Raw genomic sequence first — 16,799 nt, 5'->3', positions numbered from 1 at the left:
TTGTTCTATCGCTCAGGCCAGCGCCTGAACCTGCACCGCGTCTTCGATGCGCTTGAGCCGCTGCACATCGTCGATGCCGAACTGAAACTGGGTGACCGCCAGCGCGGCGACCGCTGTGGCCTGGCGCAACACGCGCTCGGCCGGCCAGCCGGCGAGCAGGCCATGGACCATACTGGCCAGCAGGGAATCACCGGCACCCACCGTGCTGGCCACTTCCACCTTCGGCGGCACCGCCTGCCAGACGCCCTGCGGGCCGAACCAGCGCACGCCCTCGGCGCCCTGGGAAAGCACTACCTGCTCGATCCCGCGGGCGCGCAGCGATTCGACCTGGGCGGTCAACTCCACGGCGCTGCAGGCGAGTTGTCCACAGGCCTCGCCCAGCTCCTGGTCGTTGGGTTTGATCAGCCAGGGCGCGGCCTCGATGCCCGCGCGCAGGGCTGCGCCGCTGCAATCGAAGGCGACCTTCAGGCCATGCCCCTGCAGCCGCAGCAGCAGCTCGCGCAACCACTGCGGATCGACGCCGCGCGGCAGGCTGCCGGCAACCACGGCGATCTCGAAGTCGGCGGCGATCAGGTCGAGGCGATCCAGCAGCGCGTCCTGCTGCGCCTCCCCCACCTCGGGGCCTGGCCCGTTGATATCGGTGATGCGCCCGGTGCCCTCGGCAAGCTTGATGTTGCTGCGGGTTTCGCCCGGCACACGGACGAAAGCGTCGATGAAACCGCGACGGCGAAAGAGAGCTTCGAAGGGCTGCGCGTTGTCCGCACCGAGGAAGCCGGCGACGGTCAGGCAATGCCCAAGGTCGGCCAGCACCTGGGCGACGTTCACGCCTTTGCCGGCGGCCTGGCTGAGCACCGACTCGCTGCGATTGACCTCGCCCGGCTCCAGCCGTGGCAGGCGCACGGTGAGGTCCAGCGCGGGGTTCAGGGTCAGGGTGAGGATGCGGGCCATCAGTGAACCTCCGGCAGCGCAAGGGCGACACTCTGGCGAACGTCTGCCGCCGAGCAAAAGGTCAGCGCGGCTTGCGCCAGCTCACGGGAAGTCGGCAAGTCCAGCTCGCGGACCCGCGCCTTCACCAGGGGAATGCTGCGCGCCGAGACGCTCAGCTCGTCCACTCCCAATCCAACCAGCAAAGGCACCGCCAGCGGGTCGGCGGCCAGTTCGCCGCACACGCCCACCCACTTGCCGTGGGCATGGGCGGCGCGCACGGTCATGTCGATCAGTTGCAGCACCGCCGGATGCAGGCCGTCGGCCTGGGCAGACAGGCTCGGGTGGCCACGGTCGATGGCCAATGCGTATTGGGTCAGGTCATTGGTGCCGACGCTGAAGAAGTCCACCTCGCGCGCCAGCACCGGCGCCAGCAGCGCGGCGGACGGCACCTCGACCATGATGCCGAGTTGCAGGTCGTGCTCGCCGCCCAGCTCCGCGCAGAGTTCGAGGGTGAGGTCGCGGGCCTGGCGCCACTCCTCCACCTGCCCGACCATGGGGAACATGATGCGCAGCGGGCGACCGGCGGCGGCAGTCAGCAGGGCGCGCAGCTGGGTACGGAAAATCTGCGGGCGCTGCAGCGTGAGGCGCACGCCACGGATGCCCAGATAGGGGTTGGTTTCCTCGGGGATCGGCCAGTAAGGCAGTGGCTTGTCGCCGCCCACATCGAGGGTGCGCGCCACCAGCGGGCGGCCTTCGAGGGCGTCGAGGACGCGGCGGTATTCGAGCTCCTGGGTCGCCTGGTCCGGCGCCTGGGGATTGTCCATGAAGACGAATTCGGTGCGCAGCAGGCCCACGCCTTCCGCACCCAGCTCCACGGCTTTCGCCGCACCGGCGGTGTCACCGAGGTTGGCACAGACTTCCACGGCATGGCCGTCACGGGTGACTGCTAGCTCATGACGGCACGCTTGGGCTTGCTCGGCGCGACGCTGGCGCAGGTCACGCTGGGCTTCGGCGACATGCAGCGTCTGTGTGTCCGGTGCAATCGTCAGCTCGCCCTTCTCGCCATCCAGCAGCAAGCTGGTGCCGGACTCCAGCGCCAGCACGCTTGCCCCGGCGCCCACCAATGCGGGAATGCCCAGCGCGCGAGCGATGATCGCGCTGTGCGAAGTCGCACCACCGCGCGCGGTGACGATGCCGGCCACGCGTTCCGGATCCAGCCGCGCCACGTCGGACGGGCCGACTTCATCCATCACCAGGATGTACGGCTCGCTGGGCTCCACGGCGCTCTCGACGCCGCACAGGCGCGCCAGCACTCGCCGGCCAACGTCACGCAGGTCCGCGGCACGCTCGGCGAGCAGCGCGTCGCGCAGGGCCTCCTGCTGGCCGGCCACGCGTTCGATCACCTGGCTCCAGGCCGCTTCGGCGCTGGCGCCTTCGACCAGGCGTGCCTGCACCTCGTCGAGCAGTTCGGGATCCTCCAGCAGGGCCTGGTGGGTGACGAAGATGTCGCGGATCGCTTTGACCTGGCTGCGCTCCATCAGGGTTTCGATCTCCCGGCTGATGGCCGTTCGCGCATCGCCCAGTCGCTGGCGCTCGACCTCCGCCGACTCACCGCGCGCGGCGAACTCGAAGGCCCGGGCGACCTGCACGTAGGCCGGCCCATGGGCAATACCCGGCGACGCAGGGATGGCCTGGAGCTGCGCTCCCGCTTCGGGAACCCGCACGGCCTGCAATTGCTGCTCGTCCACCTGGATGCTTTCGACGATCAGTTCGAGAGTTTCCGGCAGCGGTTCGACCTCTTCGCCCAGGCCCTGCTCCACCGCCACACGGACAGCGGCCAGCGCGGCTTCGGCGATCTCCGGCTCGGCGAAGAACTCCAGCATCTGCCCGCGTCGCGCGCCGAGGCTGAGCAACTTGCTCAGGCTGCGGATCGACACCGGGGCGCTGTCGCCCTCGGCGATACGCACGCGGATTTCCCCGCTGAATTCCCGCGCGAGCAACATCAATACCTGCGCCGGGCGCGCGTGAAGACCATGGGGGTTGGCCAGCGGCACGCGGATGCTCGGCCAGTCCACGGGCAATTCGCCACCCAGCGCTTCCAGCACCGCGCGAACAGAACTGGCGCTCGCCAACTCGGCGGCACGACCATCCACCAGCAGGTCGCACAGACGCGCGAACACCGCATCATGGGCGTTGCCCTGGCGGGCCAGGCAGAACAGGCCCCGCACCGGCTGGCCGGCGTGGCTCAGCTCGCGCGTGGGAGTAACGAAGACGAGCCCGGGGCGCGTGACACATTGCTCGCTGTCCTGCCACCAGAGCCCGGCGCCAAGTGGCAAGGCTTCCTGGTCATGCAGCGCGGCGGCGAAGCCGGGGACAACGCAGCCGGCCTTCTTCAGACGGCGGGCGCCGGCCAGCGCCAGTTCGTCGAAATCCTCGGCCGCGACGCCAAGCCCGACCAGATGCTCATCGAACAGCAGCGGCTGTGGCGCTCCACCCTGCAGCAACTGCAGCAAGTCTTCGGGCTTTTGCGCTGCACGCAACGCCACGCCCACCTCTCCGTCGCCCAGCGCACGGGTGAGCAGTTGCAGCAGGCGCAGGTGTTCGTCGGACTTGGCGGCAATGGCGATGGCGAGGTGCACGGTCTGCCCTTCACCCCAGTGTACGCCCTCAGGGAAGTGCATCAGGCGCACGCCGGTGCGCTGCACCAGGTGGCGGGTTTCCGGGGTGCCGTGGGGGATGGCGATGCCCTGTCCGAGGTAGGTGGAGCCCTGTGCCTCGCGAGCCTGTATTCCGGCGAGGTAGCCCGGAGCGACCAGCCCATCGTCTTCGAGGGCGGAGCCGAGCATGGCCAGGGCGGCCTGCTTGTCGGCAGCGCGCTGGCCCATGCGGACCTGCTGCGCGTTGAATTCGAGCATCGCTTGTCTCCTCACCGGCGTTCGCGTGCGCCGGCGCTGGGGCGGTTATCCGCTTGTACGGTGATCAGCTTAGAGGTTGCGGCGCAGGAACAAGGTTCAGGCAATACTGCGTGCGCAATGCTGAATCGTTTCACCTATTGAGACTGGCACGTTACTCGATAATGCGTGATCCTTGAAGCCCCCAATTGTCGGCAGCATCCCGCGTTGAAACTCAGTGATATCGCCCGCCTGGCCGGTGTTTCGGTCACCACCGCCAGCTATGTGATCAATGGCAAGGCCGTCCAGCGCCGCATCAGCGCCGCCACGGTGGAGCGCGTGCGCGCGGTGATCGAGGAGCACGGCTACCACCCGGACCAGCAGGCCGCCAGCTTGCGCCGCGGGCAGACCCGCACCCTGGGCTTCGTCCTGCCGGACCTGGAGAACCCCAGCTACGCCAAGCTCGCCAAGCTGCTCGAACAGGGCGCGCGGGCGCGCGGCTACCAGCTGCTGATCGCCTGCTCCGACGACGAGCCGGACACCGAGCGCCAGGTGCTCAACCTGTTCCGCGCGCGACGCTGCGACGCACTGATAGTCGCCAGCTGCCTGCCCGTCGGCGACGAAAGTCACGCACGCCTGCAAGGCGACGGCGTGCCGATCATCGCGGTGGACCGCCAGCTCGACCCGCAACGCTTCTGCTCGGTGGTCAGCGACGACCGCGACGCCAGCCAGCGCCTCACCGCCAGCCTGCTCAAGCCGGCGCCGCGCAGCATCGCCCTGCTCGGCGCACGACCGGAGCTGATCATCTCCCAGGAGCGCGCCGCAGGGTTCCGCAGCGCGCTGCGCGACTACCAGGGCCAGGTGCTGATCGAGCACGGCGAGACCTTCAGCCGCCCCTGCGGCCGCCGCCTGATGGAAGAACTGCTGGCCAGCCAGGGGCAGTTGCCCGACGCGCTGATCACCACCTCCTACGTGCTGCTCGAGGGCGTCTTCGACGTGCTCCAGGCCCTGCCCAACGGCTGGCCGGCGGACTTGCGCATCGCCACCTTCGGCGATACCCAACTGCTGGACTTCGTGCCGCTGAAGGTCAACGCCATTTCCCAGCAGCACGCGCTGATCGCCGAGCGCGCGCTGGACCTGGCGCTGGCCGCCATCGAACAGAACAGCTACACACCCGGCGTCCACCCGATCCCGCGTAACCTCAAGCTACGCACGGAGTGAGCCGATGCGCCTGATCGACACCCACAACCACCTCGATTGCCCGGACTTCGAGCAGGACCGCGCCGCCGTGCTGCAACGCAGCCGCGAGCGGGGTGTGGAGCGGCAGGTGCTGCTGGGGGTGTTCCGCGAGAACTGGGAGGACGTCTGGGCACTGGTGGACACCGAGCCGGACCTGTACGCCGCTCTCGGACTGCACCCGATCTACCTGACGCGGCACCGGCCGGAACATCTGACAGCACTGCGCGAGTGGCTGCAGCGCCTGGCCGGACACCCGAAGCTCTGCGCGGTCGGCGAGATCGGCCTGGACTATTACCTGGAGGACCTCGACCGGGATGGCCAGCAGGCCATCTTCGAGGAACAGCTGCGCATCGCCATCGATTTCGAGCTGCCGGTGCTGCTCCACGTACGCCGCGCCCATGCGGCGATGATCGCCACGCTCAAGCGCTACAAGCCCGCACGCCAGGGCATCATCCATGCCTTTGCCGGCAGCCGCGAAGAAGCCCGCGAATACCTCAAGCTGGGTTTCCGCCTGGGCCTGGGCGGCGCGCCGACCTGGCCGCAAGCCAACCGCCTGCGCAAGGTGGTGCCGGAGATTCCGCTGGAGTCCATCGTGCTGGAAACCGATTCGCCGGACATGGCGCCGTCGATGTACCCCGGCGTGCGCAACAGCCCGGAGCACCTGCCGGACATCTGCGCGGCACTGGCGGAGCTGAAAGGCATCAGCCCGGAAGAGCTGGCCAGCGCCAGCACGCGCAATGCGATGGAGTTGTTCGGCTGGAGCTGAACCGTCCCTTCCTGCAGGAACAAGAGCCCCTCACCCTAACCCTCTCCCGCAAGCGGGAGAGGGGACCGTTCGGCGCAGGATGAATCCATGGCATCAGCCGGTACCGACGGCTCCCTCTCCCTCCGGGAGAGGGCTGGGGTGAGGGGACGCGTCAGAGTGAACAACCAGGGGGATCGAAACCGATCACAGTAATCCCGGATTCACCGACAAACCGATGCCCGTGAGATGGGGTGCATCCGTGCGACCCACGGACATCGGTCTGCTGGCGAAAACCTCGTTGCGAAGCGGACCGCCACGTCCGCCCCGGATCTGTCAGATCAGACGCGGAACGCGCCGATCAGTCGCTTGAGCTCCACCACCTGCCCGGCCAGTTCGCGGCTGGCGCGCTCGGTCTCGCTGGCGCCTTCGGAGGTACGCTCGCCGGCCTGGTTGATCTCGACGATGTTCTGGTCGATGTCATGGGCCACGGCAGTCTGCTGCTCGGCGGCGGCGGCGATCTGCTGGTTCTGGTCGACGATCGCGCCCACCGCCTGGAGGATGTTCTCCAGCGCCTGCTGCACCTGGGCCGACTGGCTGACGGTGCCGTCGGCTGTCTGGTGACTGCTGCCCATGGCCTTCACCGCCGCGCCCACGCCGTTCTGCAGGCGCGCGATCATCTGCTCGATCTCTTCGGTGGACTGCTGGGTGCGCTTGGCCAGGGTGCGTACTTCGTCGGCCACGACCGCGAAGCCCCTGCCCTGCTCACCGGCACGCGCAGCCTCGATGGCCGCATTGAGCGCCAGCAGGTTGGTCTGCTCGGCGATGCCCTTGATCACGTCGAGTACGCGGCTGATGGAGGAGCTGTCGGCGGCCAGCTGGTTGATCACCGCCACCGACTCGTCGATCTCGCCGGCCAGGCGCTGGATGCTGCCCACCTGGGATTCCACCAGGGCGCGGCCGCTGGTGGTTTCCTGGTTCACGTTGTGCGCGCTGCCCACTGCCACAGCGGCGCTGCGTGCGACTTCCTGGGCGGTCGCGGCCATCTGGTTCATCGCCGTGGCGACCTGCTCGATCTGGTTGCGCTGACCGGCTACCGCCTGGTTGCTCTCGGCGGACACCGACTCCACGCGCACGGTCTGCCGCTCCACTTCGCTGACGGTGCGGCCAACCTGCTCGATCAGGTCGTGGATCTTCGACACGGTCTGGTTGAAGGCATCGCCCAGCTCACCCAGCTCGTCGCGGCTCTGGGCCTGGAAGTTGACGGTCATGTCGCCGGAAGCGACGCGCTCCATCATCTTGCCCAGGCTCTTCAGGGTGGTGCGGGTGGAAACGTAGAAGCCGCCGTAGAGGTAGACGATGGAGACGAACACCACCAGCAGCGCGACGACCAGCAGCACCATCTGCCGCTGCTTGCTGGCCAGGCGCGCCTGCAGGGCGCCATCGACGAACTGCAGCACCTGGTCGTCGAGGCGGTAGGTCTGCTCCATCGCCTTGCTGACCTGCTCATAGAACTCGGACCAGGGCGTATCGAGGGTATCGGCCATCACGACCTTGTCCTCGAACAGCTTGCCCATGCTCTTGATCGTTTCGCGGCTGGCCTGGGCATCGGCGGACAATGCGCTCTGCGCGGCCGGGCTGGCGCCCAGGGCGTCCTGCAGCTTGAGGCCGTACTCGGCGTGGAGCTTTTCCAGGTCCTGCAGCAGGTCGTCCAGCTTGCTGCTGGTGGAGGAGTTGAGGAACCCCTGCCCCAGCGCGCCGGAACCCATGGTCCGGCCATGACTGAGCGTCTCGGTGACCTGGGGGGTACCGGAGGTGATCAGTTCGGCGAGCTGGCGCAGGTCGCGGGCGTCGTCCTGGCTCAGGCCGGCCTGGGACACCAGCAGCTTGTTGAACACCTGGACTTCGCTGAGCAGGCGCGCGGCCATAGCCGCCTTGCTCTGCAGCGAGCCCTCGGCGTCGACACCTTTCAGGCTGGCCAGCAGTTCGTCGCGCTTGGCGTTGAACTCGGTGATCTGCTCGGCATCCTGGGTGACCGGTTGCAGGCCACCGATCTGCGCCTGCAGGTCCTTGTGCAACTGGCTGATGCGCGAGTCGAGGCCGGCGGTCTTGCTGGACTGGCCAAGAATCCCGTTGATCTGCAACAGGTCGTTGTAGGACTCGAGGTGGCGGCGAACCTTCAGGCCGTCGCTGATCAGCGACAGGCTTTCCAGTTCGGCGCGGGTACTGACGAACTGCCCGTAGGAGTCGCGCACCAGGTAGAAGTTGGTAATCAGCATCGGCAGAAAGAACAGCACACTGATCAGGCTGAACTTCATGCCGAAGCTCAGACGGTTCATCAGCGCGATGGCCGGATAGAGCACGGTCCTCACGAAAGACGTCTCCTGTTCCCGTTATTGTTATGTCGCTTGTCGGGGATGGTACGGCGCGCCCCTGGACGGGCCGTCGCCACGAGCGCTCACCGGCCGGTCACTGTCCTGCAGCGGCCGTCACCTCACGCTTTGGTTTCGATGTGTACCTGATATCGGCGGGGAGTTCTGTAACTTAAGGTTAAAATGCCATCATCGGACCGGCGGACGCCGGCCCGATTCGCGGGCTCAGAGCAGCAGCGTCCAGATCGCGAAGATGGCGTACCAGAGCACGGCAGAGCGCACCAGCAGCTGCCACAGCGCATCCAGACTGGCGACGCCCTTGGCACCCAGGCCGCCTTCGTTGAAGTCTTCGGCGACGTAGCCGGCGCGGGCCAGCAGACGAGCGGCAGGTACGTCCCAGGCCAGCAGGTCATGCAGCAGGGTGCGGGTCACCGCGACGAAGTTGCCCACCAGGGCGAAACTCAGCACCAGCGCGCGCGACGGCAGCCAGTCGAAGGCATGCCGCAGTTGCGCGGCGCGTTCGCGCAGTTCCGGCTGGCGCGCCTGCTCGGCGGCGATGGCGAGCAGGCGGTAGGCCAGCGCAGCCACCGGGCCGAGCAGCGCGTACCAGAAGATCACGGCGAAAAACGCCTGGTAGGCCTCCCACACCAGGCTGCCCTGCACCACGGCCAGCAGGTCGTCGTCGCCATCGGCCTGGACCTGCACGCCCAGATCGCGCTCGGCGACGTGATAGGCGGCCTGGGCATCCTCGCGGCGCCAGGCATCGCGGAACGGCCCGATGGCGCGCAGCACATCACCACGCCCCAGGCTCCAGACCACCACCAGCATCTGCACCGGCAGCGCCAGCAGGCCATAGGCGACCGGTTCGAGCAGGGTCAGCAGCAGCGCCAGCAACAGCAGCGGCGGCAGGACCGCCACCAGCAGGCCGAGCCAGGGTTGCGCCACCAGCGACTTCACCCCGCCCACGGTATCCAGCCAGCCAAGCCACCAGCCATCACGCTGAACCTTTGCACGCCAACCGGAGAACTTCTCGACCAGCAGGACCAGCAACAGCACCAGGAAACTCATGTCGGCTCCTTCTTCAGGCCGGCGCCAATATCGGCAAAGTAGCGCGTCCAGTCGAACGCCTCGCCCGGATCGGTCTTGCGCTCCGGCGCGATATCGCAGTGGCCCTGGATACGTTCCGGGGTGATGGCCGGGTACGCCTTGCGCAACTGTCGTGTCAGTTGCGCAAGCACCTCGTACTGACGCTCGCTGTAGGGTTCGGTATCGGTGCCTTCGAGCTCGATGCCGATGGAAAAGTCGTTGCAGTTCTCCCGGCCGTCGAAGCGCGACACGCCGGCGTGCCAGGCGCGCGAGTTGCAGGAGACGAACTGGAACAGCGAGCCATCGCGCTCGATGAGGAAATGCGCAGACACCGTCAGGCTGCAGATGCTGGCGAAGTACGGATGCTCATCGGCGTCCAGGCGGTTCTGGAAGAACTCCTGCACCTTGCAGGTACCGAACTGGCCGGGCGGCAGGCTGATGTTGTGGATGACCAGCAGCGAGACTTGCTCGCCATCGGGTCGCGCATTGAAGTTCGGCGAAGGGCAGCGCTGGGCGTCGAGGCACCAGCCGGATTCGGGGTCGATCTGCATGGAGACTCCTTGGCAGAGCCCCACTCTAAAGCAGGCGACGGGGGAAATGAACTCGCTGGCACGCGGCCAGCGGGCTCAGGCGTTCTTCAGGCGGCGCAGGTTGCCGATCACCGACTCGAGGGCGCGGTCGAACAGCAGCGCATCGTCGAGCAGGCGCACGGCGTTGCGGCGGAACTCGACGGCCAGGCTCATGCGGGTCTTTTCCAGCACCTTCATGCCCGTGCGGTTGACGAAGATGTAGCGACCACTCGGACGGATCACGGCGGCCAGCTTGCAGCGCAGCTTGTGCTCTTCGTCTTCCTGGATTTCCACCCAGCTGCCGACGCGCAGATCGTCGACCTTGCGCAGCGACTCGTCGTCGTCGGCAAAGGCCTCTTCGTGCTCTACGGTACGGCTCTGTTCCGGCGAGGCCAGGACAATCTCCTCGACCACCGCCACCATGGCCGGCTGTGCCGCGGCAGGTGCGACGGCAGCCGGTGCATCCAGCGGATCGTCGAGTAGCGGCAGGTCGTCTTCCAGATCGAGCAGCGGCGCTTCCTCGACCTGCTTGTAGCGCTGGAAGGCCTGCACATGCAGCCCCTCCAGGCGACTGAAGAATTCACCGGTGGAGAACGGATCGAAGGCAGCCGAGGCCAGGCCTTCGCGCAGCGACTTGAGCAGTTGCGGGACCATTTCCAGCAGGCGCAGACGGGAATCCGGATCTTCGTGGGGCTCCACGCTCCAGATCAGGTCGTCCATGGTCGCCAGCGCGGCTTCCCATTCGCCGGAGTGAGTACCGTGCTTCAAGCAGGTGAGCAGCAGGACCTGGCTCCAGGCCTCCTGCAGCAGGCGCACCACCACTTCGGGCAGGGTGCGACCCAGCAGGCGCTCATTGAGCACGCCTTCCACGTCCTGGCGGGCCAGTTCGGCGCGCGCGCGGCCTTCCTCGGCATCGCGGGTGCGTTGCTCCAGCAGATCGCTGCGGCGGCGCTCGTCGCCGGTGAAGGAGATGAACTCGTCGAGCAGCTCGGAGAAGATCGCCGGGTCGTCGACGAAGTCGTTCAGCAGGCGCATCACCACCTGCTCGATCTTCTGGTACAGGTGGTCACGCTGGCCGTCGGACTGCTCGGCCCAGCCCAGGGCGGCCGAGGCGATCTCATTGAGCAGGCGACGCGCCGGGTGGCTACCACGGCTGAAGAAGTTCTTGTCCAGAACCGCAACCTTCAGCATCGGGATCTGCATGCGGCCGATCAGGGCCTTGAGCGAATCCGGCAGGGTGCGGTCATCGAGGATGAATTCGAAGAGCATGGAGACGAGGTTGATGACGTCCTCGTCCACCTGGCCGACCACACGGGAACGGCCGCTCTTGCTGCTGACGCGGGTCAGCAGGTGATCCAGGTGCTGGCGCACGTCGATCTCGTCGATGCTCTGCGCCGGCAGGTGCGACTGCAGGTGGGACAGCAGGCGCATCAGGTCGTTACTGGAGATCGGCACCGCATCGGCCGGCATCGGGCGTGCCGGGGCGGCACTGCCGCGGACTTCGGACAGCAGATCACGCAAGGCAGCAAAGGCGGCCTGACTGTCGGCGTCCATATACTGGCCGGCGACCTGCTCGCCCGCTTCGGCGGCAACAGAAGCCGGCGCGCCCCCCTGGCTGCTGGCCACGGTACGTTGCGGCGGGCGGCGCAGCGGGACGGACTTCAGCTCGGGCAGCACGCCCAGGGCGATCAACGTCTGGTTGGCTTCGGCGTACAGGTGCTCGGCGTCGGCCAGCACGTACTTCTCGAAGAGCTTGAGGATGATCAGCTTGACCTTGATCTCCACGCCCAACCCACGGCAGGCATCGAGAAAAGCCTCGCACAACTGGCGCGGACCGAGCGGGTTGCTCTTGTCCTCGACCTTCTTGCTGACCAGGGTATTGATACGCGTGGTGAGGTGCGTGAGCGCGACACCGTCGCGGCTCATCACCTTGGCAACCATGGCGTCCAGGGCGACGGACTCTTCCAGCTCGTCGTTCTGCACCAGGGTGAGATTTTCGTAGGAAACCGTATCCAGCACCGGCGCGCGGCCGATTTCATACTGGTTCAGGTTGGCAAAATTCTCGAAGACCTTCTGCAGGAAGCCGCGCTCAATGCCCTTGCGCTTAAGGCGCAGGTCGCGCATGGCTTCGAAGTACGCACTCTGCTCGGCATTGTTGGCGGCGCGATCGGCCATCTCGAACAGGGTGTCGTCGGCGTTGTCGAACAGGGCCTGCATGGCGTGACGCAGCTGGACAGCGACCTTATCGCGGACAGCGACGAGCCCCGCCGGAACACGTCCAGCGAACGAAGTCTGCGAGGTTTCCGTGGCCGACTTGTTCAGCGGCACTACGTTCGCGTCGTTCTGCATCGCAAGTCTCCTGCCGTCAGACCCGTCTGGCGGCACCAACAGTCATCGAAGCGTCATCCGTAACGTCAATTTAGTGGCGTCAAAAAGCGGAAAGGTTCATCGTCATTATAGGGAAGCTTCCTACACAACCAAGAGACATTTCACGCATTCTTGAAGAAATTCACACTGAAGCGCCCGCCGTCCGTCCGACAGATTGTACGGCGGTCCAAAAAACAACCCGCCCTGCACGCTGCGCGCTGGCGCCCGTATAATCGCGCCACTGCGAACAGGAGCCTTCCATGCCGAACCTCACCCTCGCCGAGCTTTCCGGGGAAATCCAGGCCAACGTCCGCGCCGCACTGGCCGAAGACGTCGGCAGCGGCGACATCACCGCCCAGTTGATCCCCGCCGAGCGCGACGCCAGCGCCCGCATCATCACCCGCGAGAACGCCACCCTCGCCGGCACCGCCTGGGTCGACGAGGTATTCCGCCAGGTCGACCCGCACGTGCAGGTGAAATGGCAGGTCCGCGACGGCGAGCAGGTCAGCGCCGACCAGACCCTGTTCACCCTGGAAGGCCCGGCCCGCGCCCTGCTCACCGGCGAGCGCAGTGCGCTGAACTTCCTCCAGCTGCTCTCCGGCACCGCCACCCGTGCCCGTCACTATGCCAACCTGGTGGACGGTACCGGCGTGAAGCTGCTCGACACCCGCAAGACCCTGCCCGGCCTGCGCCTGGCGCAGAAGTACGCGATCACCTGCGGCGGCTGCCATAACCACCGTATCGGCCTGTACGACGCCTTCCTGATCAAGGAAAACCATATCGCCGCTTGCGGGGGTATCGCCCAGGCCATCGCGGCGGCCCAGCGGATCGCTCCCGGCAAACCCGTGGAGATCGAAGTGGAAGACCTCGGCGAGCTGCGCCAGGCGCTGGAAGCCGGTGCCGATATCGTCATGCTCGACGAGCTGAGCCTGGACGACATGCGCACCGCCGTCGCCCTCACCGCCGGACGAGCCAAGCTGGAGGCCTCGGGCGGCATCACCGAAAGCACCCTGCGCACCATCGCCGAGACCGGCGTGGACTACATCTCCATCGGCACCCTGACCAAGGACGTCAAGGCGCTGGATCTGTCGATGCGCCTGAGCCTGTAATCACCCTGACAGGCGCGCCTGTCCTCCATTGCCTACGCTTTCAGCCAAGCGCCTGAATTCCCTCAGGCGTTTTCCTACAGCTGGCGAAAGGAGGCACTGGCGCAATGGCGGGCAAGATTCTGCTGACCGGGGGCTGCGGCTATATCGGCTCCCACATCTGTCTGGAACTGATCGAGCAGGGCTATCAGCCCGTCGTGCTCGACAACCTGAGCAACAGCTCGCACATCCCGCTGCAGCGCATCGAGCAGCTGACCGGCCAGAGCATTCCCTTCGTCAAGGGCGACGTCCGCGACGAAGCCATCCTCGACCGGTTGTTCAGCGAATACAGCATCGCCGCGGCGATCCACCTTGCCGGCGTCAAGTCCGTCGCCGAATCGGTGGCCGACCCCATCGCCTACTACCAGATCAATTTCACCGGCACCGTCACGCTCTGCCAGGTCATGCAGCGCCATGGCGTGAAGCGCTTCATCTATAGCTCTTCGGCAACGGTTTACGGCCTGGCGGCCGAAAGCCCGATCCGCGAAGACGCTCCCACCGGCCCGGCCAGTCCCTATGGCCAGTCCAAGCTGATGGCGGAAATCGCCCTGCGCGACATCGCCCACGCCGATCCGCAGTGGACCATGGCCATCCTGCGCTACTTCAACCCGGTGGGCGCCCACGCCAGCGGACGCATCGGCGAAGACCCCAACGGCATCCCCAACAACCTGATGCCTTATGTGTCCCAGGTCGCCACCGGCAAACGACCATTCATTCGCGTGTTCGGCAACGACTACCCCACCCCGGACGGCACCGGCGTACGCGACTACCTGCACGTCGTCGACCTGGCCAACGCCCACCTCAGCGCACTGCGCTGGCTCGATAGCGCCAGCGGCGCGAAGACCTTCAACATCGGCACCGGCCGCGGCTACAGCGTGCTGGAGATCATCCGTGCCTACGAAAAGGCCTGCGGCCGTGAACTGCCCTTCCAGTTCCTGCCCCGCCGCGACGGCGACATCGCCAGCTACCACGCCGACCCGGCCCTGGCCGGCGTAGAACTGCGCTGGAGCGCCGCCCGCGACATCGAAGACATGTGCCGCGACGCCTGGAACTGGCAGAGCCAGAACCCCAGCGGCTACGCCTGAATTTTCCTTGAATCGGAAAACAAAAAGCCCCGCTCGAAAGCGGGGCTTTTTGTTGAAACTGGTGCCGGTAAGAGGAATCGAACCCCCGACCTTCTCATTACGAATGGGAAGGCATATAGATACCCTCTCATTTACAACCCTTAACAAAGCTATACACAGCGCCATCTTCAGCCTATCTTTGCCTTTACCGGGCTACACGAAAACATCTGTTTTTTGATCACATACGTAACCCCGGCGTAACCCCATATTCGGCGAGGAAAGGCATGGGCGACGAATCCCACATCTCATTCAGCAAGGAAAGGCTGCTAGCGCTGCCGCCCCCCGAGGCCGGCAAACGCGCCACCTATCACGACACCAAAGTCCGAGGGCTACAGCTTCGAGTGTCGCCGACCGGGGTCAAAACCTTCTCCGTATATCGACGCATGAAAGGGGGGCAGCCCGAGCGCATCACCCTCGGCCGCTTCCCAGCCATGACCATCGAGCAGGCCCGCAAGTCTGCGTCTGCCATCAATGCAGAGATCGAAGCCGGCGCCAACCCTGCCGCTGCTCGTCGGGCCATTCGAGAGGAACCGACCTTTGCTGAAATGTTCAAGCAGTTCCTCGCCGAGAAGAAAAAGCGCGACGGCACCCCACTAGGTGAAAAAACCAAACGCGACTACCGCGACCTTCTGCGCCTGTACCTGGAGCCGATTAAGTCGAAGAAGCTGTCGCACATCACCAAGCAAGACGTTAAAACCATCCACTTGAAAGCATCGAAAAAAAGCGCTGCGCAGGCCGATAAGGCGCTAGCAGTCGTCTCCTCGGTTTTCAACTTCTCCGCCGACTCAGAAGTATTCGTAGGTACCAACCCAGCGAGCCGCATCCAGAAGAACCCTGCACCTTCGCGTGACCGCTTCGCCCAAGCTGCCGAGCTACCCTACCTATTCGCCTCCATTGCGGAGTCGAGTCTCTCGGACTTCTTTCTTCTATCCCTGCTGACTGGTGCCCGGCGCTCCAACGTCCAGGAAATGGCTTGGCGCGATCTCGACCTCGATGCCCGCATCTGGCGTATCGGTATGACGAAGAATGGCACCCCACAAAACGTCACCTTGTCGCCCGAGGCAGTAGATGTCCTAGAGACTCGCAAGCGCGCGTCCAGTAAATCTCCTTTCGTGTTTCCCGGCACAGGCAAAACCGGCCACATGGTCGAGCCCAAAACGGCATGGGCGACCATCCTGCGCCGCGCCAGTATGCGCCGCCTACTCACTCACCTAGAAAGCCTCGGAAAGCTGAATACTGACGAGCGCCTGCAAGTCGACAAACAACTCCTCAAGGCCCCCGCAGCCGTCGAAAAGCGCTATCGCGCCATCGCAGATGGGTTGGAGATCGACCCAGCGCTCTACAGCATGACTGACCTACGCATTCACGACTTACGCCGCACACTGGGGAGTTGGCAGGCCAAAACCGGCGCCTCGCTGGCGATCATCGGCAAGTCACTCAATCACAAGACTCCTCAAGCCACAACAATCTATGCCCGACTCGATCTTGATCCAGTGCGGCAATCCGTCGAGACGGCAACACAGGCCATCCTGGAAGCGGCAGGCATTAAGCAACCCGCCCAAGTGGTGCCAATCAAGCGCAAGCAGTAAATCGAGCAACGACCAGCCTAGCCCGACGGGGCGATAAGCAGACGTCTCACCTGCCTGACTGATCGAACTATTCAGCAGTGAGACCACTTGGGAAGGCGTGTAATGAGTGACGAAGGAAAGGAAGCACCGTGCTTAGGTTTTCATCCCGCCCAAGCTAGAAAATACCGAATGGAGCGATTAGCCAGACCAAGCCAGTGGAGCCCAGGCGTTAGAGTGACCTCCGCTGAAGAATACGACCGATTCACGGATCAACTCGCAGGGGAGCTTCTGGCGACCTGTACCCCCGAACATCTTGCCGTCATCGCGGCCCAGCACATGATGTATGCGGATGAGCTGAAATGCGTGCTGGAAGAAAAGAAAGCCGAGCAGGTCGCGGTCGTCGAGATTGCTAGGAAGGTCGCAACAGACGTCACAAGAGAAATCGCAACGGAGGTCTCAATGACCGTCCTTAAAGCGTATCGGACACATCTTTCCAAGAAGCGAGCGGACGCCGTTAAGGAGGGGAAAAAGGATGTAATTGCCCTCGCCCAGGAGATTGCCGATAAAGCGTGGCAAAAAGATACCGAGCAGAAAATCAGGATTGGAGAGATGGCGAGAAGGGTATGCAGCGCCCTGCTTGAGACCGAGCACCACAAGTTAGTAAGCGAGCCAAGTCGCGTCCAGAGATGGATTAGAGCTGTCGCTCCTGACTATGCAAGCAAGCCTGGAAGGCAGCGTCGTATCTGACAGTCGTTACGATTAATCGATT

12 protein-coding genes are annotated in these 16,799 nt (G+C 65.2%); 6 read left to right on the top strand and 6 right to left on the bottom strand.

Going from position 1 to position 16,799, the window contains the following annotated elements:
* Positions 1-12: 12 nt before the first annotated feature.
* Together pfkB and ptsP are read right to left on the bottom strand one after the other, a co-directional pair.
* Positions 13-948 carry a 1-phosphofructokinase gene (pfkB, locus tag IB275_RS05120; RefSeq protein WP_192290131.1) on the bottom strand — a complete coding sequence of 312 codons (936 nt, stop codon included), beginning with the start codon at positions 946-948 and terminating at the stop codon, positions 13-15.
* Positions 948-3,842 (bottom strand): phosphoenolpyruvate--protein phosphotransferase, encoded by a 2,895-nt coding sequence (gene ptsP / locus IB275_RS05115; protein ID WP_192290133.1) that lies wholly within the window; start codon positions 3,840-3,842, stop codon positions 948-950. Before ptsP ends, pfkB begins: the two co-directional genes overlap by 1 nt.
* Positions 3,843-4,046: 204 nt before the next feature.
* Here ptsP and cra point away from each other — a divergent pair, with 204 nt between their 5' ends.
* Positions 4,047-5,039, top strand: coding sequence for a catabolite repressor/activator (gene cra / locus IB275_RS05110; protein ID WP_192290135.1), 993 nt, complete (start codon positions 4,047-4,049; stop codon positions 5,037-5,039).
* Positions 5,040-5,043: 4 nt separating this feature from the next.
* Entirely contained in the window at positions 5,044-5,823 is a 780-nt protein-coding gene (locus IB275_RS05105) for a TatD family hydrolase (RefSeq protein WP_192290137.1), read from the top strand.
* A 317-nt stretch (positions 5,824-6,140) separates the two neighbouring features.
* On the opposite strand, the gene IB275_RS05100 is transcribed toward IB275_RS05105, so the two are convergent.
* The 4 genes from IB275_RS05100 to IB275_RS05085 form a co-directional block, all read right to left on the bottom strand.
* A complete protein-coding gene (locus IB275_RS05100) occupies positions 6,141-6,845 on the bottom strand; it encodes a methyl-accepting chemotaxis protein (protein WP_412547969.1) in 705 nt (234 codons plus the stop codon).
* Positions 6,846-8,396: 1,551 nt separating this feature from the next.
* Entirely contained in the window at positions 8,397-9,239 is an 843-nt protein-coding gene (ampE, locus tag IB275_RS05095) for a regulatory signaling modulator protein AmpE (protein ID WP_192290141.1), read from the bottom strand.
* On the bottom strand, positions 9,236-9,808 hold the full coding sequence (ampD, locus tag IB275_RS05090; protein WP_192290143.1) for a 1,6-anhydro-N-acetylmuramyl-L-alanine amidase AmpD: 573 nt from the start codon (positions 9,806-9,808) through the stop codon (positions 9,236-9,238). The genes ampE and ampD overlap by 4 nt, the downstream gene beginning before the upstream one ends.
* A gap of 75 nt (positions 9,809-9,883) precedes the next feature.
* Positions 9,884-12,175: a DUF1631 domain-containing protein gene (locus IB275_RS05085; protein ID WP_192290145.1), complete on the bottom strand. Its 2,292-nt coding sequence runs from the start codon at positions 12,173-12,175 to the stop codon at positions 9,884-9,886.
* 278 nt (positions 12,176-12,453) lie between these two features.
* Here IB275_RS05085 and nadC point away from each other — a divergent pair, with 278 nt between their 5' ends.
* From nadC to IB275_RS05065, 4 genes are all read left to right on the top strand, one after another.
* Positions 12,454-13,302 (top strand): carboxylating nicotinate-nucleotide diphosphorylase, encoded by an 849-nt coding sequence (gene nadC / locus IB275_RS05080; protein WP_192290147.1) that lies wholly within the window; start codon positions 12,454-12,456, stop codon positions 13,300-13,302.
* A gap of 104 nt (positions 13,303-13,406) precedes the next feature.
* On the top strand, positions 13,407-14,423 hold the full coding sequence (galE, locus tag IB275_RS05075) for a UDP-glucose 4-epimerase GalE (protein WP_192290149.1): 1,017 nt from the start codon (positions 13,407-13,409) through the stop codon (positions 14,421-14,423).
* A gap of 263 nt (positions 14,424-14,686) precedes the next feature.
* The gene (locus IB275_RS05070; protein WP_192319058.1) at positions 14,687-16,051 is read left to right on the top strand and encodes a tyrosine-type recombinase/integrase; all 1,365 of its coding nucleotides are present in this window, start codon (positions 14,687-14,689) and stop codon (positions 16,049-16,051) included.
* A 102-nt stretch (positions 16,052-16,153) separates the two neighbouring features.
* Positions 16,154-16,777, top strand: a complete 624-nt coding sequence (locus IB275_RS05065) for a hypothetical protein (RefSeq protein WP_192319055.1) — start codon at positions 16,154-16,156, stop codon at positions 16,775-16,777.
* Positions 16,778-16,799: the final 22 nt, after the last annotated feature.

It is taken from the genome of Pseudomonas sp. PDM21 (assembly GCF_014852505.2).
Taxonomy (GTDB): domain Bacteria; phylum Pseudomonadota; class Gammaproteobacteria; order Pseudomonadales; family Pseudomonadaceae; genus Pseudomonas.
Note: the sequence above shows the minus strand (reverse complement) of the source record. Positions and strands in the feature narration are given on the sequence as shown.

Bases quoted from the DNA above. Each gene is read 5' to 3' on its own strand.
- ampD (WP_192290143.1), bottom strand. From the start codon at position 9,808: ATGCAGATCGACCCCGAATCCGGCTGGTGCCTCGACGCCCAGCGCTGC.
- IB275_RS05065 (WP_192319055.1), top strand. From the start codon at position 16,154: ATGAGTGACGAAGGAAAGGAAGCACCGTGCTTAGGTTTTCATCCCGCC.
- ptsP (WP_192290133.1), bottom strand. From the start codon at position 3,842: ATGCTCGAATTCAACGCGCAGCAGGTCCGCATGGGCCAGCGCGCTGCC.
- pfkB (WP_192290131.1), bottom strand. From the start codon at position 948: ATGGCCCGCATCCTCACCCTGACCCTGAACCCCGCGCTGGACCTCACC.
- IB275_RS05085 (WP_192290145.1), bottom strand. From the start codon at position 12,175: ATGCAGAACGACGCGAACGTAGTGCCGCTGAACAAGTCGGCCACGGAA.
- ampE (WP_192290141.1), bottom strand. From the start codon at position 9,239: ATGAGTTTCCTGGTGCTGTTGCTGGTCCTGCTGGTCGAGAAGTTCTCC.
- IB275_RS05105 (WP_192290137.1), top strand. From the start codon at position 5,044: ATGCGCCTGATCGACACCCACAACCACCTCGATTGCCCGGACTTCGAG.
- IB275_RS05100 (WP_412547969.1), bottom strand. From the start codon at position 6,845: ATGGCCGCGACCGCCCAGGAAGTCGCACGCAGCGCCGCTGTGGCAGTG.
- nadC (WP_192290147.1), top strand. From the start codon at position 12,454: ATGCCGAACCTCACCCTCGCCGAGCTTTCCGGGGAAATCCAGGCCAAC.
- galE (WP_192290149.1), top strand. From the start codon at position 13,407: ATGGCGGGCAAGATTCTGCTGACCGGGGGCTGCGGCTATATCGGCTCC.
- IB275_RS05070 (WP_192319058.1), top strand. From the start codon at position 14,687: ATGGGCGACGAATCCCACATCTCATTCAGCAAGGAAAGGCTGCTAGCG.